This window comes from Streptomyces sp. NPDC014727, from assembly GCF_043083485.1.
Classification (GTDB): Bacteria; Actinomycetota; Actinomycetes; order Streptomycetales; family Streptomycetaceae; genus Streptomyces.
Genome location: NZ_JBIBYR010000016.1, coordinates 156,111 through 177,186, shown reverse-complemented (window position 1 = coordinate 177,186; position 21,076 = coordinate 156,111). Strand labels below are relative to the sequence as shown.

The window sequence follows — 21,076 nt, the reverse complement described above, 5'->3', positions numbered from 1 at the left end:
TTCCCCACTCGGCTCGTTCTCAGGGGATCCGAGAAGCCGGATCCGGAAGAAGGCCGGTAGGTGAGCGGTCCACCGGCGTGACCGCGAGTCGGGCGGACACCGGGGCGCGGCAGCCCGCGGCACAGAAGCCCGGCGCAGGGCGTGTCGCACCCGCGGCCCGACCGGGCGAACCTCGCAGGGTCACGCCGATGGCCGGCCGTTCGCCGGTACCGCGCGTGGTCCGGCCGGCTCGTCGAGCGACAGGCCGTTCAGGACACCTTGTAGATATCCGACCGCGTGTGCCCGGCCCCGGCTGCAGTACGCCTCCGACGACGTGTCCCCCCAGGTGTCCAAGTCGCCGATCATAGCCGGAACATGATCGTCGATCAGGAAGCCGTCGAATCCCGAGGCGTCGAGCCGACGGATCACCCGTGCCGGGTCGAAGTTGCCCTCGCCGAGGAAGCATTCGCGAAAGCGCGGCACCGTGCCCCGGACGTCCCGGAAGTGGACGTAGCAGATGGCCGGTCCCAGCAGGTCGATGACCTCGTTGACGCTCTGCTCGCCGGCCATCTCCGACACGGTGCCGAGGCAGAGGTTCAGCCCCCATGACGGGCTGCCACCGGCTTGGGCACGGGCCCGTGCGATGGCATCCGGGGAGGTGAAGATGCGGGCGATGCCCCCGAGCGGCTGTGGTGTGGGCGGATCGTCCGGATGGAGGGCGAGCCGCACACCGACCTCCTCCGCGACCGGCAGTACGGCGTCCAGGAAGTACTGGTGGTTCGCCCACATCATCTCGGCGCTGATCGGCTCGTCCGGAGTCCGGTCGGGAGTCAGCCGGTAGCCGGCGAGCGCGTTGCCCGCCGGGACGTCGCCCAGGTCGAAGGCGGTGACCTTGGCCCCACCGCGGCCCTTCGCCGCCATGTCCGTACGCCATACGTAGGTGGCGAGGAAGTTGTAGCCGAGTATGTCGACCCCGACGGCAGCGAGGTTGCGGATGGTCTTTTGATAGTTCTCGATCTGCTCGTCGCGGCCGGGCAGACCGCGCTGGATCTTCCAGAAATGGGCGAGGGGGACGTTCTCGATGCCGTCGATCGCCAGTCCGTCGGCGTCGCAGCGGTCCCGCAGGTCCCGCAGTTCCGTCAGGCTCCAGAAGCCGTCGGCTCCCGGCAGCAGATCCGGCGTGTGGAACTGGACGCCGGTGAGGCCCAGTTGGTGGGCGAAGGTCGCTACCCGGGCGTCGTAGGTGTCGATGTGCCCGAGGGAGAGCCGTATGGTCATGCCTGCCCGACCCGATGCCGGCCGAGCCCGTCCGTGTTCTCGAAGTCCATGACGTCGCCTTCCTTCAGGGAGGGGAGGGCCGGAGGACGCCATGCCCGTGGGCGTGCCGTGATGGCGGTCCGGCCGTGTGTCCCGATCGATGTCAATCGGTGAAGTAGCCCGGGTACTCGACGCGCAGCGCGGGGCCGCGTTCCAGGGCGCGCCGGGCGTGCCGGCTGATCAGGGCGCGGCCCGCGGGCAGGTCGGCGTTCTCCAGCGCGTCCACGATCAGCCGGTGCTCGTCGATCAGTTCGCGCATCGCGGCGGAGTCCGGCAGGGAGAGCCGGCGAAGCCGGTCCAGTTGCAGCTTCATCCGCTGCACCGCCTGCCACGCCCCCGGATAGCCGCTGAGCGAGAAGATCTCGCAGTGCAGCGCCTCGTCGGCGAGGAAGAACGCGTCGTAGTCCTCGGCACGGCAGCTGTTCTCCTGCCGTTCGAGCAGTTCACGCAGCACGGTGACGTCCACTGTCGGGTCGGCGCAGGCCACTTCGAAGGCCGAGACCTCCAGGCTCTCGCGGACGAAGCGTGCCTCTTCGACGTCACGCAGGCTGATCAGGCCGACCCGTGTGCCGACCTGTGGCACGACCCGCACGAGCCCCGCGTCGACGAGCCGTGCGAGAGCCTCGCGTACAGGGGTGCGGCTGACGTGGAGTTGTCCGGCCAGGTCGGTCTCCGACAGGGATGCTCCGGGGGCGAGCCGGAGTTCGCGGATCGCGGCGATCAACTCCTCGTGGACGCGGTCGGACGTCCGGGTCCGCGCTCCGCCCCGTGTGATCGGAGCCAGTCCCGCGTCGCGCCCGGCCAACGCCCGTTCAGGGATGCTCGGTTGTTGAGGGAGATTCACGAAATGATCGTTGCACGCCGTATGCTTGTATGCAAGTATCCCCACCATCGACCCACTCGTCGGGGAAGGGAAACACCGTGTGCGCCGACTCGCGAGACCCGTCACCGTAGGATCGTGCGCCAGATTCTTCGCTGTCCGGCGAATGTGACGGCAGGTTCCGGGCCCGCCGCCCGTACGGGGAGGCGGCGCCACGGTTGCGACCGCGGGTGGGTCCGGCGTCCCTGCCCCGCCGGCGACCGGAGCCGAACCTCTGCGGGAGCGGCTTCAGCCGAGCTGCCGGAACACGCGTGGACGACCGCAGTTCCGGTATACCCGCACCCAGCGCACGAACTCGTTGCGCGCCGAAGTCCGTTGACCGCACCACCGGTATCGGACCCCGAACCGTCATTCGGCCCCCCGCGGACGACCCGTCCGCGCCCGGCCATGTGCCGGTACGTCCACCGTGCCCCTCCCGGCGGGCTTCACAGCCGCCCGTCGGCACGGGACCGGTAGGGAACCGACGTACTCGACGCAGGGCGGTACGTCCCGCAAGACCAGCCAGGCACACCCCTGGCCGTCCGCGAGGACAGCATCGATCCACTCAGTAAACGAACAGCACTGTACAGAGCCGAAATTGAGAGGACGTCATGGTCATGCGCAAGGCGAGACTCGCTGCGGCGGCCATCATCACCGCCACCGGCATCATGCTTTCGGGGTGCGGCGGCAGTACCGAAGCGAGCACCGGCGGACCGGCCGAAATCACCTTCTGGGGGTGGGCTTCGGGCTACGAGAAGTCCGTCGAGCTGTGGAACAAGTCGCACCCCGACACCCATGTGAAGTACGAGGCGATAACCGACGGCGGCGCGGGCGGCTACGACAAGATGCTCACTGCCGCGAAGGCGGGCAAGGCCCCTTGTCTGGCACAGGTCGGCTACGAGACCTTTTCGAGCTTCCTCGCCGCCGGCGTCCTGCGGGACGTCAGCGGCTATGTGAAGGAGCAGAAGGGCGAGTTCGCCGACTGGGTGTGGGGCAACGTCGGCGTCGAGGGCAAGGCCTACGGCGTGCCGGTCGATACCGCGCCGATGGCGATGTTCTACCGCACCGACCTCTTCAAGAAGGCCCACATCGAAGTCCCCAGGACCTGGGACGAGTTCACCACCGCCGCGGCGGCGGTGAAGGCCGCCGACCCGTCGTCGCGCATCATGAACCTCCCCACCGACCCCTACCTGTACGCAGGATTCGCCTGGCAGGGCGGTGCCCCCTGGTTCGGCACCGAGAACGACGCCTGGTCCGTCTCCCTCGACAGTCCGGCGAACGGCAAGGTCGCCGACTACTGGCAGGGACTCTTCGACAAGGACCTCGTCACCTCCCACCCCGCCTTCGACGCCGCGCTGTACACGGCGTGGAGCAAGGGGAAGGTCTGGGCGGAGGTCGGTCCGGTCTGGTCCGCCTCCCTCATCCGGGACAACGCCGCCGGCTCCGCGGGCAAGTGGGACATCGCGCCCATGCCGCGGTGGGGCACACAGGACGCCGTCGGCAACTCGGGCGGCTCGGCCACGGCTGTGATGAAGGACTGCGCGAGGCCGAAGGAGGCCACCGAGTTCGCCCTGTGGATGTCGACCGACTCCGGTTCGGTGTCGAACCTGATCGGCTCCGCGGCCATCCTCCCCGCCTCCAAGTCCGGGCTCGCCAACAAGGCACTGGACGCCCCCCAGAGCTACTACGGCGGCCGGTCCGTCTACCAACTGTTCCGCCAGGAGGCGGCCAAGGTGAATCCCGATTGGCGGTGGGGCCCGGTCATGTCCACCACGGCCACGACGCTCGGTGACGGGCTCGGCAAGGTGCACACCAAGAAGGGCACCTTCCAGGACGCCCTGAACAGCGCCCAGAAGGGCACGGTCTCCGCACTGCGGTCCCAGGGATTCTCCGTGAGCAAGTAGCCCCGCGCGGGGGTCGCGCCGACGCGGCCCCCGCTGGATCCGCATACCCGCCATTCCACGGAAGACGTGACCATGCCCTCCTCGACGATCCGGCGACGCCGACTGCGCGAACTCCGGCGAGCCGCGCCCTTCGTCCTGCCGTTCCTCCTGCTCTTCGTCATCGTCTACCTGGTACCCACCGGGTACTCCGTGATCCAGAGCTTCTTCGCCGAAAAACGCTCCGGCCTCGGCCTGTCCGGAGCCGAGTCCGTCTTCGCGGGCTTCGACAACTACCTCCGGGTCTTCCATGACACGGACTTCATCTCGTCCCTGGGCCGAGTGGCATTCGTCGGTGTCATCCAGGTGCCCGTCATGCTCGCCCTCGCACTCTTCCTCGCCCTGCTCATCGATTCGTCCGCCACGAAGGGGCGCCGGTTCTTCCGGATCGCCTACTTCATCCCCTACGGGCTGCCCGGCGTGATCGCCGGTCTGGTGTGGTCCTTCCTGTACGCGCCCTCGCTGAGCCCCATCACCGGATACCTCGGGTCGATGGGCGTCCACTTCAGCTTCGTCACCGACGGCGCCCTGCCCTTCTCGATCGCCAACATCCTGACCTGGGCATGGACCGGCTACAACACCATCCTGCTCTTCGCGGCCCTGCAGGCGGTGCCCGAGGAGACCATGGAGGCCGCCGCGCTCGACGGCTGCTCCGGCTGGAAGGCCGCGCTGCTCATCAAGGTGCCGCAGATCCGACCGGCCCTGCTGCTCACTCTCGTCTTCTCCATCATCGGCACGTTCCAGCTGTACAACGAGCCGGCCACCATGAAATCCGTGGCACCGAACCTGTCGTCCACCTACACACCGATCATGGCCGCCTTGCGGTCGCTGTCGGCCAACGACTTCAACTACGCCGCCGCGCAGTCCGTGGTACTCGGCGCGCTGATCTGCGTGCTGTCCGTCCTTGTCTTCCGCGCATCGGCCAGGAGCGTCGACTGATGACCGCCACTGTGCAATCGCCCACCCGAACCGCGCCCGTGGCCCGGGAACCGAGGCCACGGCGCTCCCGGGCCCGGACCCTCACGACGGTCAACCCGGCATCGCGCCTCTTCGTGCTGGGCGTCATGACCCTCTTCGCCGTCTACTTCCTGCTCCCGGTGTGGTGGCTGGTCGTCTCCGCCACCAAGGGCACAGGAGAAATCTTCTCGGGCAACGGCTTCTGGTTCGGAGGGCACTTCGCCCTCTTCGACAACATCCGGACCCTGTTCGAGGCGCAGGGCGGCATCTACGCGCGCTGGCTGCTCAATTCGCTGCTGTACGCGGGCGGCGGCGGGATCGTCTCCACGGTCCTGGCGTCCATGTGCGGTTACGCGCTCGCCAAGTTCCCGTTCCCGGGGCGCGAGGCCGTCTTCGGCACGGTACTCGCAGCCGTGCTGCTGCCCGCACCCGTGCTCGCCATCCCCCTCTACCTCGTCTTCAGTTACACGGGGACCATCAACACCTTCTGGGCCGTGTTCATCCCGAGCATCGTCAGCCCCTTCGGCGTGTACCTCAGCCGGATCTACGCAGCGTCCTCGATACCGGACGCCCTGATCGAGTCCGGGCGCATCGACGGAGCCGGCGAGCTGCGCATCTTCGCGATGTGCGCGCGGCTCATGGCACCCGCGATGGTCACGATCTTCCTGTTCCAGTTCGTCGCGATCTGGACGAACTTCCTCCTGCCCTCGCTCATGCTCGCCGACACCTCGCTCCAGCCGGTGACGGTGGGCCTCGTCGGCTGGCGTGAGCTCCAGGGCTATCCCGTCAGCTACACCACCGTCGTCACGGGCGCGCTGGTGTCCGTCGTGCCCGTCGTCGCCATGTTCGTGTCGCTGCAGTCGTTCTGGAGCAAGGGCCTCGTCACGGGGGCCGTCAAGTAGCCCATCCACCCCGAAAGGATGATCCATGAACATCCTGACGCGAAGAGTGGCAGCCGTGTGTGTCGCTCTTCTTCTGGCGGTACCAGGCACCACCGCCGTAGCAGCCGACGACCCGCCGACGAACCTGCTCGCCGCGGACCTGGACACCGGATTCGACAGCGGCAAGAGCCCGCTGACCACGTCCAGCCCGACATCGGGGGGCATCCAGCAGATCGTGCAGGTCGACGGCGACAACGCCCTCGAACTCCGCGACGCCTCCCAGGGCACCAACCTCTCCAGCTACTTCTACCACCGATGGTCTACCGGCGCGCTGAAGGACCGTATCAACGCCGTCTACAGCGAGCCGGTCGGCAGCCCCGCCCGGCAGTTCGTCCTCCAGTACGACCTGGCGCGGAGCGCGGCCAGTGACAAGCCCGTCGCCAAGGACATCTACGCGCAGATCCAGTTCGGCAACTTCGACAACAACCTCGTGCCGCGGTTTCCGGTGCCCGCGGTGAGCATCACCACCACCTCCGCGTACACCGGCACCTCCGGCCACCTGTCGCGGGTCGACGACACCGCCCTCCCCGCGTACCGCTTCACGATCGTGCCCAACGGCGGGCAGCGGCTCATCTCCACGGTGGAGCTGGGCGTTTCGGTGCGCGTCGACACCGGCGGCACCGACGAGGCGATCACCGTCGACAACCTCGGAGTCTACGAGGTGGCCGGGGGCGTCACCGACACGGAGCCGCCCACCGCCCCGACCCGGCTGACCGCCGGCGTGACGTCCAGCAGTGTCTCGCTCGGTTGGGCCGCCTCGACCGACAACCTCGGTGTGACCGGGTACGACGTCCTCCGCGACGGCTACCAGGTCGCCTCCGTCAGCGGCACCACCACCTCGGCCGTCGTCACCGGCCTGATGCCCGCCACGCGTTACGACTTCACGGTGCGGGCCAGGGACGCGAGCGGCAACGTCAGCGCGCTGAGCGCGCCGCTCAGGACATCGACCGGGCCGTACGTGCCCGAGTCGCCCGCCCCGTACCCCGGCACCCAGGAGTCCCGGACGCAGTGGCTGTGGAACAAGACGAAGGCCATGAAGGAGGAGAGCGGCGCCGTCAACGTGGCCCAGTACACCGCGCAGCTCGCCGACCACGAGAACGTGACGACGAACCTCTCCAAGCTCGACGCCCAGTTCCAGAGCTACGACTACGAGCAGTACAAGACCGTGGCGAAGATGTACTCCTACCTCATGGTCGGAGACCAGTTCAGCCCGGACATGCTGGCGCACGTGCGCGGTTACTTCGCCTCGTACGGCTACGGGAAGCTCCCGCAGACCGAGAACCTGCGGATGAGCAACTACGTCACCGGATACCTCGTCGGCCAGTACTTCCCCGACCTCGCCGACCTCAACGGCAACTCCGGGGCACAGCTGAAGGCCGCCAACAAGGCGAACATCCTTGAGATGGTGAACGCGGGCGTGCGCAGCGGATGGGCGGAGTACCAGAGCCCCGAGTACACCTTCATGACGTACTTCTGCCTCAACGCCCTGTACCAGTGGGCCGACGACGCCCAACTGCGCCGACAGGTGAGGATGGCGATGGACGTGATGTGGTTCGAGTGGGCGAACGACTGGATCGACGGCTACATGATCTCGTCGGAGAGCCGCGCCAAGGGCGACCTGTCCTCCGTCAACGATCCGACCTGGCGGCCCGCGGACCACTCGACGCTCGCCTGGACGTACTTCGGCGCCCACCGTGCACAGCAGGGGGTCGGCGAATCCGACAACCCGGCGCCGTCGGCGTACCGTCCGAACCTTGAGTACGCCGGTCTCGTGGCCTGGTCGGGGACGAAGTACACGCCGCCCCCGACGGCGGTGGAGATCGGCCGGAAGACCGACAAGTCCTACACCGCACACAAGGCCAATCTCCAGAACTCCAGTGGCCACGCGATGGACATCTACCGCACCAGCTACGTGCGTCCCACTTGGGGCCTCGGCACCGAGGTCCACTACCGTCGCGTCGACAACTGGATCGAGGATCTGCCGGTCGTGCTCCGCTGGCACTCCGACGCCGCGAATCCGTTGTTCCGGCTGTCGGTCGACCAGGGCAACGCCTCGATCGGCGCCTATGACCAGCCTGCCAACCAGCGGGTGATGCAGGACGGTCCCACGGCGGTCGGCGTCTACAAGTCGTCGGGCGACCAGACCTCGAACTACATCAACGCGCTGTTTCCCGCCAACGGTTCGATTCGGGAACGGCGTGAGGTCGACGGATGGACGGTCGCCGACACGGGGCCGATGTACTTCGCGTACAAGCCGGCGAAGCCCGGAACCTGGTACCACCAGACACCGAACGACCCCGCGAACAAGGTGAAGACGACAGCCCAGAACCATCCGACGGCCACCCTCAGCTACAGCTATGACATTCTGCGCAGCCAGGCCGACAGCAACGGCTGGGTGCTGGAATCGGCGGACGCGTCCGAGTACGCCGATCTCGGCGCGTTCGCGCATGCCCTCACCACCTCCACCAGCCTTGACGTGAGCCATGTCGAGGAGGCGGATCCGCGGCTCGTGTACCACAGCCTGAGCGGGGACGACCTGGACATCACCTTCGACTCCGCGTCGGCGGCGCCGGGCGCCACCCATCTCGTGAACGGCTCACCTGTCGACTACGACGCGTTCAAGCTGTTCGACACCCCGTGGCTGCAGCAGGACAAGCGGGGCTCGACGTTCACCGCCTCGGTCGGTGGCGCATCCGTCGTCTACGACTTCGACCACTGGACCGTGACCGCCGTGGACCGCAAGGACCAGCACCGACTCGGCCGCCCCCGGTCCGACGACGCTCCGCGGATGGAGCGTGGACCCGGGCAGTGTCCGCAGGGTCACGGAGGGAGCCGGAGCTGCGAACGGACGAGGGGGACCACGGGTCGGTAGGGGACGGCTCGTCTGACGGATTCCTTGGCCAGGTCCTCGGCGTGGCCGGGAAGGGGTGCCGGTCACAACCATCCGCTGCGCTGGGCCTGCAAGGCCAGCTGGAAGCGGTTCTCGGCGCCCAGCTGGGCCATCAGGATCTGCAGGCGGCGGGACAGTGTGCGGCGACTGATTCCCATCTCACGGGCGATGACGTCGTCGTTCGCTCCACCCGCGAGGAGCCACAGCACGCGGCGGTCGGCGGGCGGCAGACCGCCTGGACGGGTGGTGCGGCCGTGGAACGGCAGGGCGCTCTGCCAGGACTGCTCGAACAGTGCCACGAGCGCGGAGAGCAGGCCGCACGGCTGCACGACCAGCATGGTGTTGTGTACGTCGGCCTCTTTGATCGACAACGACACGAGCGCGTACGCCTCATCGATGATCACGAGTTTGACCGGCACCGACGGCACCACCCTGGCCTGCTCGCCGGCCTTGATGCACGGTTCGATGACCTCCTTCAGATGGCCCGGATGCTCCAGCGACTCCCGGGAGTACACGACACGCTGCGTCACCCCTCGGGCGAGCGTGGCCAGCGCGTCGTCCGTGGCCCCGGACAACGGGAAGTACGGTGGTGACTCGAACTGCCGAATCTGTTCGCGGGCGCTCGCCCAGGCGTGACGAATTCTGGGGCCGATGGCGTCGCCGGTCACGACCTCGACGAGATGGTCGTTGTACGCGGCGAGCCGCTGTCGCCGGAACGACTCGAACGCGCCCCCGACGGTGATGCGCGACTCCTCGACCTCGGCCGCGCGGTGCCGGGCGAGGATCTCCAGGCCCGCTGCGGGCGGAACCGGGGCCACCACGTCCCCGCCCTCCTCGGCGGCACTGGCCAGACCGGCGTCCACCAGCACGTCGTACGCCGTGGCGAGTTCCGCGCCGCCCAGACCGGCCGCGGTTCCGATCGCACTCAACGGAGCGGGGGCCAGCTCCAGCAGCGCCAGATAGACCTGGACCGCCGCTTGGCCGATGCCCAGAAGCCGCAGGGCCTCGCCGAGTTTCGCGTTCGTCATACGCCGAATTATCGACGAGTCCTCGCGACACTGTGGCCGATCTGTGCCAGTGGCGGTCATGGGCACCAAGAGCGTGCGGTGCGGGTTACCGTCCGAGAGCCGCCGACGACCGGCGGTAGCGAGGGCGTCCGGGCCGCACCGGGAGGGAGCTCGGCCTGTCCGCAGGGCTCCCGCTGCCCCTCGCCGCCGAGGAACCCAACCAGAAGAAGGTGTATGACGTGGCGAAAGGGCGAAAGAACGGTCTCTACTCAGGGATCTCCGAGGAGCTGTCCGCTCTGATGCGGACGGGATGGGCGGACACCGAACGGCACGACCTGCGGCTCGGCGAGCAGGCTCCGTACGCGGCCCGCCGCCGCGCCGCGCTCTCCGCGCGCTTCCCCGGCGAACGCCTGGTGATCCCCTCGGGCAACCTCAAGGTCCGTTCCAACGACGACACCTACCCGTTCCGCCCGTACTCGGGCTATGTGCACATGACCGGAGACCGGGCCCGGGACGGCGCGCTCGTCCTCGAACCCCTTGCCGACGGCGGCCATGACGCCTACTGCTACCAGCTGCCGCGGGACAGCAGGGACAACGACGAATTCTGGGTCGGCGCCACGGCGGAGCTGTGGATGGGCCGACGGCGCTCCCTCGCCGAGTCGGAGCTCGTGCTCGGCCTGCCCTGCCGCGACGTCCGTACGGCGGCCGACGACCTCGCCGCCGCCTCCGGTACGCCGACACGGATCGTCCGCGGTCTCGACCCGTCCCTCGAGGCCGTCGTCACCACCGAGGAGGAGCGTGACGCCGAACTGGAAGAGGCGCTCAGTGATCTCCGCCTCGTCAAGGACGACTGGGAGATCGCCGAGCTCCGCAAGGCCGTGGACTCCACCGTGCGCGGATTCACCGATGTGATCGGTGAGCTCTCCCGGGCGGTCGCGTCGTCCGAGCGGTGGATCGAGGGCACGTTCTTCCGCCGCGCACGCCTCGAAGGGAACTCCGTGGGCTACGGATCGATCTGCGCCGCGGGTGAGCACGCCACCATCATGCACTGGACGGACAACGACGGCCCGGTGCGCCCGGGGGACCTGCTCCTTCTCGACGCCGGTGTGGAGACGCACACCCTCTACACTGCCGACGTCACGCGCACGCTTCCGATCAGCGGCACCTTCACGCCCCTGCAGCGCAAGGTGTACGACGCGGTGTACGAGGCCCAGGAGGCCGGCATGGCCGCCGTCAAGCCGGGTGCCGCGTACCGTGACTTCCACGAGGCGTCACAGCGCCACCTGGCGGCCCGGTTGGTCGAGTGGGGCTTCGTCGAAGGCCCGGCCGACCGCGCGTACGAACTCGGCCTCCAGCGTCGCTTCACCATGGCGGGCACCGGTCACATGCTCGGTCTGGACGTCCATGACTGCGCGCAGGCCCGGCACGAGGAATACGTCGACGGCGTGCTGGAGCCGGGCATGGTGCTCACCGTCGAGCCCGGTCTGTACTTCCAGCCGGACGACCTCACCGTGCCCGAGGAGTGGCGCGGCATCGGCGTCCGGATCGAGGACGACCTGGTCGTGACCGAGGACGGTCACGAGAATCTGTCGGGGGGCCTGCCGCGGTCGGCGGACGAAGTCGAGGCGTGGATGGCCCGGTTCGCGGGCTGAGTACGTCGCAGCAGGGGCCTGGTGCCTGGTGCCTGGTACCTGGTGCAGGATTCGCCGGATCGAACGGCTGCTGACCGGCAACGCCTGGGCATGGCGCGGGGGACCGGTCCGAAACGCCCGCTTCGTCGCGACGACCTGACCGCCCCGGGGCTCAGTGGGCCCCGGGGCGGCGGCACAGCAGTCGCAGGCGGAACTCGCCGACGCCCTCGATCCGCCGCCCGACAGCGCCCACGCCGGGTCCCGGTGTCGGCCGGCACAAAAACGGCTCTTCGCGTAGCGCGCAACTCGGGCTTCACGGGTTTCAACGGCAACCACCCTGTAAAGCTCGTGTGTTGACCCGTCCTCTACTGGAAGGCGGCATTGAGATTTGAACTACGGCTTCTTATGTTTTACCCGCGGCGCCCGACCAACGCTCAACGGCACACGAAAGGTTTCCGCCCATGGGAGGCATGGCGATCCGACTGCATGGGCTGAGCAAGAGCTTCGGCCGGACCGAGGCAGTGATCGGGGTCGACCTGGAGATAGCCGACGGTGAGTTCTTCTCGATGCTGGGCCCGTCCGGGTCGGGCAAGACCACGGTGCTGAGAATGATCGCCGGATTCGAGGCGCCCACGTCCGGCACGGTCGAGCTCGCCGGTCGCGATGTCACCCGTCTGGCACCCTTCGAACGCGACGTGCACACGGTGTTCCAGGACTACGCGCTCTTCCCGCACATGACGGCCGAGCAGAACGTGGCCTACGCCCTCAAGATCCGCAAGGTGCCGAGAAACGAACGGCTCCACCGGGCCCGGGAAGCCCTCGCGCAGGTTCGCCTCGAAGGCCTCGGCGGACGTCGGCCCTCACAGCTCTCCGGCGGCCAGCGCCAGCGCGTCGCTCTCGCCAGGGCACTGGTCGGCCGCCCCCGGGTGCTGCTTCTCGACGAACCGCTCGGCGCCCTGGACCTCAAGCTGCGCGAGCAGATGCAGGCCGAACTCAAGGCGATCCAGCGGGATGTCGGCATCACCTTCGTGTTCGTCACCCACGACCAGGAGGAGGCCCTCACGATGAGCGACCGGATCGCCGTCTTCCGACAGGGCCGTATCGAGCAGACCGGCACGCCCGCCGAGATCTATGAGCGGCCGGCGACCCCCTTCGTCGCCGGTTTCGTCGGCATCTCCAATCTGCTCGCAGGAGATGCTGCCGAACGGGTCGTCGGCTCCTCGGGTACGTACAGCATCCGGCCCGAGAAGATCCGCGTGCTCAAGGAGTCCGCCACACCGGACGAACCTGAGCACTCCACCGCGACCGGCACCGTCGTAGAAGTCTTCTATCTCGGCGACGCCACCCGATTCCTGGTGGAGCTCGATGCCGGAGGGAGCCTCACCGTCCTTCAGCAGAACCTGGAGACCTCTTCCGAGGACGTCGCGGCCCGCCGCGGGGCCCGGGTCAGGCTGCTGTGGCAGGACCACCACACCTTCCGGGTCCCCGAGGCGCAGTGACCGCAACCCCGCGGCGACACCGTCAGACCACACCGCATGCCGCAGTGAGATGACGCACCGCCCGCACGTCCCGTCCCGCTCCGCCCTCATACCTATGGAGAGACTCGTGCGCCTGAACCGACCCCTCAAGGCCGCAGTCGCCATCGGCGCGCTGCTCCTGGTCACCGCCTGCGGCTCCTCGCACTCGGGCAGCGGCCGGTCCTCGACCGGACTCGTACCCCCGGACCTCAAGGCGCAGTCGAAGCTCGGCAGGACAGAGGGCCGGGTAGATCTGATCGCCTGGGCCGGGTACGTCGAGGACGGATCGAACGACCCGAAGGCCGACTGGGTCAGCGATTTCGAGAAGCGGACGGGCTGCCAGGTCAATGCCAGGACGGCCGCCACCTCCGACGAGATGGTCAGCCTCATGAAGACCGGCGGCTACGACGCCGTGTCCGCCTCCGGGGACGCCTCACTGCGTCTCATCGCCTCCGGAGACGCGGCCCCCGTCAACACCAAGCTCGTGCCCAACTACGCCGACGTTTTCAAGGGGTTGAAGAACCAGGACTGGAACTCGGTGAAGGGCGTCTCCTACGGCATCCCGCACGGCCGCGGCGCCAACCTCCTCATGTACAACACGGAGAAGGTCAGGCCCGCCCCCGACTCCTGGTCCGCGGTCTTCGACAAGGCGTCCGCGCACAAGGGCAAGGTCACCGCGTACGACTCACCGATCTACATCGCGGACGCCGCGCTCTTCCTGAAGGCCACACAGCCGGACCTCGGCATCAAGAACCCGTATGCCCTGGACCAGAAGCAGTTCGGCGCGGCCGTGGACCTGTTGAAGAAACAGAACGCGAACATCGGCGAGTACTGGAGCGACTACCTCAAGGAGATCTCCGCCTTCAAGAGCGGTGACTCGGTGGTGGGCACCAGCTGGCAGGTGATCGCCAACCTCGCCCGGTCCGAAGGCGCCAAGGTGAAGGCCGTCCTTCCCCAAGAGGGATCCACCGGCTGGTCCGACACCTGGATGCTCGCGGCCAGGGCCAAGCACCCCAACTGCGCCTACAAGTGGTTGGACTGGATCATCTCACCCAAAGTGAACGCGCAGGTCGCCGAGTACTTCGGTGAGGCCCCGTCCAATGCGAAGTCCTGCGCCGAGACCGCCGACAAGAACCACTGTGCGACGTTCCATGCCGCGGACGAGGGGTACTGGAAGAACGTCCACTACTGGAACACGCCCATCCCACAGTGCCTGGACGGCCGCACCGATGTCACCTGCGTCCCGTACGCGAAGTGGGTGCAGGCCTGGAACGAGATCAAGGGCTGAAGCCGATGATGACGCAGACCAAGGATCGAACCCGGCCATGAAGCAGAGCAGGGGCTGACCTCATGACCGATTCCGTCGCAGCCGCCGGACCCGTCCGGAGGATCGCCGGGGCCCTGCACCGCCGGCCCCGGTTGCGGCTGTCCCTGCTGCTGACCACTCCGCTGCTGTGGCTCGTCCTCGCCTACCTCGGCTCGCTGGCCGCACTGTTCCTGTCGGCGTTCTGGACCACGGACCCCTTCACCTCGAACGTCGTGAAAGTGTGGTCCACCGACAACTTCGCGGCGCTGTTCACCGAGCCGTTGTACCGGCAGGTGGCGCTGCGCAGCATCGGTGTGGCGCTCTGCGTCACCGTCCTGTGTGCCGTGATCGCGTTCCCGGTCGCTTTCTACACGGCACGGGTGGCCCGACCCAGGTGGCGGCCGCTGCTGGTGGTGGCGATCCTCACGCCGCTGTGGGCGAGCTATCTGGTGAAGGTGTACGCCTGGCGGCTGATTCTCTCCGAAGGCGGGCCGCTGGACTGGTTGCTGCGGCCCTTCGGGCTCAGCGGGCCGGGCTATGGCCTGCCCGCCACCGTCATCGTCCTGACCTATCTCTGGCTGCCGTACATGATCCTGCCGATCCATGCGGGACTTGAACAATTACCCCCCAGCCTGCTCGATGCCTCCGCCGACCTCGGTGCCCGTACCGCCCGCACCTTCCGCTCCGTGGTACTGCCGATGGTGTTGCCGTCCGTCGCCGCCGGATCGGTCTTCACCTTCTCACTCAGCCTCGGCGACTACATCACCGTGCAGATCGTCGGCGGCAAGACCCAGTTGATCGGCAACCTCGTCTATTCCAACGTGACGCTGAACCTGCCCCTGGCCGCGGCAGTCGGCACCGTCCCGGTGATCGTCATCGTGCTCTATCTGCTCGCGGTCCGCCGTTCGGGTGCGCTGAGCAGTTTCTGATCACGGCCGCCACAGCCATCTCCGATCACCGTCGGCTTCGAGGAGCTCACGCCATGCGACTCTCCCGCTCCGCACGCATCATGGTGCGTATCGCCGCCGGGCTGGGCTTTGCGGTCATCTATCTTCCGCTGCTGCTCGTCCTGTTGAACTCCCTCAATCCGGAGCGCAGTTCAGGCTGGCCGCCAACCGGTCTCACCTTCGACTGGTGGGCCGCGGCTTGGCGCAGCGGCGGCGCCCGATCCGCCCTGCGAACCTCAGTCGAGGCGGGCCTCGCGGCCACAGCGATCGCGCTGGTGCTCGGCACACTGATCGCCCTCGCCGTGCAGCGCCATGCGTTCTTCGGCCGCGGAGCGATCTCGTTCGCCGTCGTCCTGCCGATCGCGCTGCCCGGCATCGTCACCGGAATCTCTCTCAACTCGGCCTTCCACACGATGCTTGAGCCGCTGGGCGTGGGCCTCGGCTTGTTCACGGTCGTCGTCGGCCACGCCACTTTCTGCATCGTCGTCGTCTTCAACAACGTTGTGGCCCGGCTACGCCGCATGCCCGGCAGCTATGAGGAAGCTGCCGTGGATCTCGGCGCCCACACTTTCCGCGCCTTCGCCGACGTCACGTTCCCCCTGATGCGGTCGGCGCTGCTCGCCGGCGGGCTGCTGGCCTTCGCGCTGTCCTTCGACGAGATCGTGGTGACCACCTTCACCGCGGGCCCCGGTGTCCAGACCCTCCCGATCTGGATCTTCAACAACATGACCAGGCCCCAGCAGGCCCCGGTGGTCAACGTGGTCGCTGCGCTGCTCGTCCTGCTGTCCGTGATTCCGATCTACGTCGCTCAACGACTGTCGTCGGACACGGCCTCGGGCGGCAGGGTCTGAGGCGTACAACAACCGGCGGACGTTGCCGGCTGGTGGATTCGCCGGGGTTTCTGCCGGTGAGTGACCTGCAGATCTGCCCTGAATTGGCGTAACGCCCCATTTCAAACCAAACGCTACTTCTCCGGGTAAAAATCCTTTAAGGGTTGCTGGGCAACCCGTGCCGCTCTCGAGGTTGCCGGGCGTCGGGAGTTTCGCGGTCATTCCCGAAGCGCTGAACGCATCGAGCCGGGAGCGGTCGGCCTTCTCGCCACCCAAGACCAGTGAACGCACCCGTACCGCTCCGATAGCATGATCGAACTCACGACGAACGCCCTCATTGCCGTCCCTCGCCGGAAAACGATGCAATCCGGCACGAAGGGCGATCTATTCAACTAACATCTAACAAATCGGCCAAACAATTGATATCTATAAAATCGCGAATGTCTTCGCGAATAAACAGCAGAATTACTTTCGCTGCCTGGCGTCGATCACGGGCGATAGTGTGGGCCACGGCGGGTGTGGTGGTCCTCGGCTTCCTCGTCGCGCTGGAGTTCGCCGCACGTCACTACGGCTTGCCGGGGCCGATCGTCAGCCAGGCACAAGAGGTGGTGATCGCTCCCAAATCGGGTTTCCTGCTGTACGCCAGCATGGCGCTGATGATGCTGGTGCTCACCTGGCGGGAACGGTTCATCGCGGCTGGTGTCGCGATCGGTATCGACGTCGCCTTCTTGCTGGTGCGGTGGGCGGCCGATATCAAGGTGACCGAAGGTCACCCCTTCGGTAACGGCGCGTTGTGGGTGATTTTGGGCTATGCGGTCATCGCTGTCACGCGTCGCACCGGCTCGGAACGTGCCCTGCTGTTGAAGGGCGTCGGACTGGGCCTGCTGCTGGTGGCCGGCCGCAAGACCGGCGATACCTGGCTGCTCATCACGTCGAAGACCCGCCCGGCGGTGCTCGACCAGTACGTGGCAACCGCCGACCACGCGCTGGGCAACCCGTCGTGGCTGGTAGGCCGGATTGTCGCGGCCACCGGCTCGATCGGCGACTACTTTCTCGACTCCGTCTACACCCAGCTTCCGGTGGCCGCGGTCGTCGTCGCGATGTACCAGCTACGGCACGTGGCGGTCGAGCGCCGCTTCCCGGGGCATCACCTGGTGCGCACCTTCCTGGTCATCGGCCTCCTCGGGCCGGCCATCTACATGATCTTCCCGGTGGTCGGACCGATCTTCGCCTACGGTGCCGACGGCGGGCACTGGGCGGTGGCGGACCTGTGGCCGGGCACGCCGCCACCGATCACCACTCCGCACCACATGCCATTCGACGAGATCACGCCACGCAACTGCATGCCCAGCCTGCACACGGCGTGGGCTACCGCGATCTTCCTTCATTCCCGTAAGGGCCCGCGGGTTCTGCGATTCGCAGGCGCGTTCTGGCTGGTTGCCACGCTCGGCGCAACGCTGGGGTTCGGGTACCACTACGGCGCGGACATCATTGCCGGTGTGGTGTTCACGCTCACGATCGAGGTGGCGCTGCGCTCGCACGAACGCGGCTGGGACCGGCCGGGAGTCCAGCTGGTCGCCCAGGGTTCAACGGTCTTCGCCGGGCTCTTGGTGTCATATCGCTATCTGTCGATGGAGATGGCCGAATACCCGTGGGTGTTCGGGCCACTTCTTGTTCTGGCGATGGCATCAGTGATCCACGGCTACGTACGGACCACCAAACTGTGGGAGCCGAAGGCCGAAGCGGTGCGACAACCGGAGCCGCAACCCGAACCGGCGTGAGCCGTGCTGCATCAGGAGGCGTGCGAACTCCGGGCGCGACTCGTGTCGGGCGCCGATCGTCCTGATCTGCGACTTCTCCCGCCCTCGCGCGGTTTGTCGGACGCCGGAGCCTCGTCCCTGCGCCGTTCGCACGACGGTCCGCACTGATCGGGGCGAACTGTCGGGCCCAGGAAGGGCGCGAGTACGCCGTGGCCCCGGCCGGGTTCGCGTAGTCGCCGTCAGCTGAAGTTCGAAGCCGCCGGACCGTACCCCGACAGCACCACGGTCGACGCCAGCTCCGGACCTGTGCGCCGGTCGAGCCATTTCGGCCCGAGGGAGCGGGCCGCTGCCGGACGGCAGCGGGGTCGGGGGACGCGGGAACGGAGGGGGCGTGCCGAGGTGCGTCGGTGGGACGGTCGGGGGTTCGGGGCGGCGCAACACGCCGCCCCAGCCGCCCGTCCCCGTCCCCACGATCACCCTCGACCTGGCCCTGGATCCCTTCACCCCGCCCGGTGACGGCTCCGCCTATCGCGACCGCTCTGGGGCTGTAGGCAGCCGCCGGCCTGCCTGACCTGCCCCGTCCCGGCCGGGGCCCCACCTGGCAGTACGTGACGGAATGCCGCTGGTCGTGACGCCGACAGTGCCGAGCGGCTGTGTCGGGAGGTTGCCGAGCGGGTGCCGGTGTCCCTGTCCTTGTTCGGTGGTCGGGGTACATGGCGCCGCCGCGGCAGCGGGGCTCGCCCTGCGCCGACTCGGACGGGGGCTGCTGGAACGGGGCCGCAAAACCGCGTACCGCTCGATGCTGGCGGCGCCCAGGATCTCGGCCGGCGGCGACGTGCCGCCTCCGGGTCACTTCCCGGCCGAGATGGGTGCCGTCTTCTTGCGGGCGCGGTAGGCCGCCGCCTTGATCTTGTTACCGCAGGACTCCATGCCGCACCACTGCCGTCGCATGCCCCGGGAGCGGTCGATGTAGACGCGGGTGCACTCGGGGTTGCCGCACTCCTTGAGCAGGGGCACGTCCGGGCCGCTGAGCAGTTCGACGGCCTGCCGGGCCACGGTGGCCAGGGCCTGCCTGGGCGTCGCGTCGGTGTGCCGGCCCGTCCGGGTGAGCTGCGGCGTGGCCGGGACCTGGCGCGCGGCGGCGTTGAGCACCGCGAGGGCCTCACGGTCGAAGTCCTCGCCGAGGCGGCGGTTGGTGACGAGGCGGTAGACAGCCTCGCGCGCCGTGATCGCCTCCCGGACGTCGCTCTCCTCGCCGGGCGTGATCGTGTCCACGAGCCCGGACTCCAGGTACCAGGCGTTGAGCCGGTCCGGCGTCGCGAACATCTCGAACCGGATCGAACGCCGGGCGCGCAGGGTGGCCGCGAAGTCGAGTACCGGGTGCCCGCACACGAAGACGTGGTCAAGATTCACATCACCATCCTGACAGGTGACATCGTGAGGCCCAAGGCTCGTCACTGTTCCAGCCGGTGTCGGGTGCACGTCGTCCCCGTCCACCGGAGCTCACCCCGATGGACCGGCGCTCGCCCCCTCCCGTTACTCCGGTCCCACCTCCAGCCGCAGCTCACGGCCCTGCCACCGGCGGCGCAGCCAGCGGTCGTGGCTCGCGACCACGATCGCGCCCGGGCCGCTGCCCAGCGCCGCCTCCAGCTCGTCGCACAGACGCGGCGAGAGGTGGTTCGTGGGCTCGTCGAGCAGCAGCAGCTGGGTCGGCCGGGCCATCAGCAGCGCCAGCGCCAGTCGGCGGCGCTGCCCCACCGACACCTGCCCGACCGGCTTGTCCAGGTCCGCCTCGGCCAGGAGACCGAGGCGGACCAGCGGCACGTTCTCGGCCCGCTCCGGCCCCAGTTCCAGCGCGTAGGTTTCCCGGACCGTGCGGTCGGGCCGATCGAACACGGTGTCCTGGGTGAGCAGCCCCACTGTCAGCCCGCGACGCCTGCGCACCTCGCCCTCGGCCGTGAGGCGTCCGGCGAGCACCGAGAGCAGGGTCGACTTGCCCGTCCCGTTGCCGCCGGTGACCAGTAGCCGCTCGGTCGCCGACAGTTCCAGCCCGGACAGGGCGAGCCGCCCCGGCACCCGGACGTCCCGCAGGGACACCAAGGGTTCCGGGCCGCCCGGCGTGCGCGTGGCCGGCCGTGGCGCCGCGAACCGCAGCGGGGGCGGCGGCTCGGCGACCCGGGTGCGCTCCAGCTCGTCGAGCCGCCGGCTCGCGCTGCGCACCCGGCGGGAGATCTGGCTCTGCACGCGGCCCGCCCGGTGGCCGTAGCCCATCTTCTCGTTGTCGCGCGGTCCCCGGTCCGGGGCGACCCGGCGAGCGGTCACCCCCGCCGCATGCCGCAGAAGCTCCATTTCCTCCTGCTCCTCGGCGTACCGGCGTTCCCAGCGCTCCCGGTCGGCGCGCTTCTCACCCACGTAGGCGCTGTAGTTGCCTCCGTAGCGGACCGGTCCGTCCACCGCCGGATCGAGGTCGATCAGGTCGGTGCACACGGCGTCGAGGAACGCCCGGTCGTGGCTGGCGACGACCACGGCCCCGGGCAGGCCGCGCAGCTGCTCCTCCAGGAAGGCGGCGGCGCCGTCGTCGAGGTGGTTGGTCGGCTCGTCGAGCAGCAGCGTCGGCGGCCGCCGCACGAGCAGCGCCGCCAGGGCCAGTCGGCCGCGCAGCCCGCCGGACAGCGAGCCGAGCGTCCGGTCGTGGCCGAGCGTGCCGAGACCCAGCCCGTCGAGCACCAGGGCCGCCCGGCGGTCGGCGTCCCAGGACTCCCGGTCCTGGGCGTGCTCCAGCCGCTTGCCGTACGCGGCGAGCAGATCCGGGTGGCCCGGGTCGTCCTCTGGGACCCGGGCCAGTTCCTCGCCGAGCCGTTCGAGCTGCGCGAGGTCCTCGCGGGCCTCGCGCAGCGCCTCGTCCAGCACCACGGCGAGGGTGGATTCGGGGCCGAACGGCATTTCCTGGTGCAGGAAGCCGAGGTCCGTCGGGCGTGACACGCTCCCGGCGTCGGGTTCGTCCACGCCGGCCAGCACCCGCAGCAGGGTGGACTTGCCGGCGCCGTTCTCCCCGATCAGGCCGATGCGGTGGCCGGGGGACGCGGTCAGGGACACGCCGTCGAGGACGCGACGGCCGCCCAGGTCGCGGACGAGTTCATGGGCGAGCAGAGCGGGCTGGGGCACAGGGAGCCATCCAAGGTGATCGGTGGTACA

The 21,076-nt window shown here is 68.4% G+C and carries 15 protein-coding genes; 10 read left to right on the top strand and 5 right to left on the bottom strand.

The features are described 5' to 3' along the window. Nucleotides 1-180: 180 nt before the first annotated feature. Together ACF1B9_RS24715 and ACF1B9_RS24710 are read right to left on the bottom strand one after the other, a co-directional pair. The gene (locus ACF1B9_RS24715; RefSeq protein ID WP_391743447.1) at nt 181-1,257 is read right to left on the bottom strand and encodes a mannonate dehydratase; all 1,077 of its coding nucleotides are present in this window, start codon (nt 1,255-1,257) and stop codon (nt 181-183) included. 142 nt (nt 1,258-1,399) lie between these two features. After that, a complete protein-coding gene (locus tag ACF1B9_RS24710; RefSeq protein ID WP_391743449.1) occupies nt 1,400-2,140 on the bottom strand; it encodes a GntR family transcriptional regulator in 741 nt (246 codons plus the stop codon). A 632-nt stretch (nt 2,141-2,772) separates the two neighbouring features. Between ACF1B9_RS24710 and ACF1B9_RS24705 the strand changes: the two genes are divergently transcribed. From ACF1B9_RS24705 to ACF1B9_RS24690, 4 genes are all read left to right on the top strand, one after another. Beyond that, entirely contained in the window at nt 2,773-4,059 is a 1,287-nt protein-coding gene (locus tag ACF1B9_RS24705; RefSeq protein ID WP_391743450.1) for an ABC transporter substrate-binding protein, read from the top strand. 72 nt (nt 4,060-4,131) lie between these two features. After that, nucleotides 4,132-5,034, top strand: coding sequence for a carbohydrate ABC transporter permease (locus tag ACF1B9_RS24700; protein ID WP_391743451.1), 903 nt, complete (start codon nt 4,132-4,134; stop codon nt 5,032-5,034). Next, nucleotides 5,034-5,954 (top strand): carbohydrate ABC transporter permease, encoded by a 921-nt coding sequence (locus ACF1B9_RS24695; protein WP_391743453.1) that lies wholly within the window; start codon nt 5,034-5,036, stop codon nt 5,952-5,954. The genes ACF1B9_RS24700 and ACF1B9_RS24695 overlap by 1 nt, the downstream gene beginning before the upstream one ends. A 25-nt stretch (nt 5,955-5,979) precedes the next feature. After that, complete coding sequence (locus tag ACF1B9_RS24690; RefSeq protein ID WP_391743455.1) at nt 5,980-8,865, top strand: fibronectin type III domain-containing protein; 2,886 nt, start codon at nt 5,980-5,982, stop codon at nt 8,863-8,865. A gap of 62 nt (nt 8,866-8,927) precedes the next feature. Here ACF1B9_RS24690 and ACF1B9_RS24685 read toward each other — a convergent pair whose 3' ends face one another. Next, a complete protein-coding gene (locus ACF1B9_RS24685; protein WP_391743457.1) occupies nt 8,928-9,911 on the bottom strand; it encodes a LuxR family transcriptional regulator in 984 nt (327 codons plus the stop codon). A gap of 218 nt (nt 9,912-10,129) precedes the next feature. On the opposite strand from ACF1B9_RS24685, the gene ACF1B9_RS24680 reads away from it, so the two are divergent. The 6 genes from ACF1B9_RS24680 (at nt 10,130) to ACF1B9_RS24655 (ending at nt 17,902) form a co-directional block, all read left to right on the top strand. Next, a complete protein-coding gene (locus ACF1B9_RS24680; protein ID WP_391743458.1) occupies nt 10,130-11,542 on the top strand; it encodes an aminopeptidase P family protein in 1,413 nt (470 codons plus the stop codon). Nucleotides 11,543-11,982: 440 nt separating this feature from the next. Next, nucleotides 11,983-13,020 carry an ABC transporter ATP-binding protein gene (locus ACF1B9_RS24675; RefSeq protein WP_391743459.1) on the top strand — a complete coding sequence of 346 codons (1,038 nt, stop codon included), beginning with the start codon at nt 11,983-11,985 and terminating at the stop codon, nt 13,018-13,020. A 94-nt stretch (nt 13,021-13,114) separates the two neighbouring features. Then, on the top strand, nt 13,115-14,326 hold the full coding sequence (locus ACF1B9_RS24670) for an ABC transporter substrate-binding protein (RefSeq protein ID WP_391743460.1): 1,212 nt from the start codon (nt 13,115-13,117) through the stop codon (nt 14,324-14,326). Nucleotides 14,327-14,388: 62 nt separating this feature from the next. Beyond that, entirely contained in the window at nt 14,389-15,273 is an 885-nt protein-coding gene (locus ACF1B9_RS24665) for an ABC transporter permease (RefSeq protein ID WP_391743462.1), read from the top strand. Between the two features lie 53 nt (nt 15,274-15,326). Then, nucleotides 15,327-16,142 (top strand): ABC transporter permease, encoded by an 816-nt coding sequence (locus ACF1B9_RS24660; RefSeq protein WP_391743463.1) that lies wholly within the window; start codon nt 15,327-15,329, stop codon nt 16,140-16,142. Nucleotides 16,143-16,561: 419 nt separating this feature from the next. Beyond that, nucleotides 16,562-17,902 (top strand): phosphatase PAP2 family protein, encoded by a 1,341-nt coding sequence (locus ACF1B9_RS24655; protein ID WP_391743464.1) that lies wholly within the window; start codon nt 16,562-16,564, stop codon nt 17,900-17,902. Between the two features lie 828 nt (nt 17,903-18,730). Here the strand turns inward: ACF1B9_RS24655 and ACF1B9_RS24650 are convergent. Both ACF1B9_RS24650 and ACF1B9_RS24645 read right to left on the bottom strand, forming a co-directional pair. Further along, complete coding sequence (locus ACF1B9_RS24650; protein WP_391743465.1) at nt 18,731-19,294, bottom strand: CGNR zinc finger domain-containing protein; 564 nt, start codon at nt 19,292-19,294, stop codon at nt 18,731-18,733. A gap of 123 nt (nt 19,295-19,417) precedes the next feature. After that, nucleotides 19,418-21,046: an ABC-F family ATP-binding cassette domain-containing protein gene (locus tag ACF1B9_RS24645; RefSeq protein WP_391743467.1), complete on the bottom strand. Its 1,629-nt coding sequence runs from the start codon at nt 21,044-21,046 to the stop codon at nt 19,418-19,420. Nucleotides 21,047-21,076 lie beyond the last annotated feature (30 nt).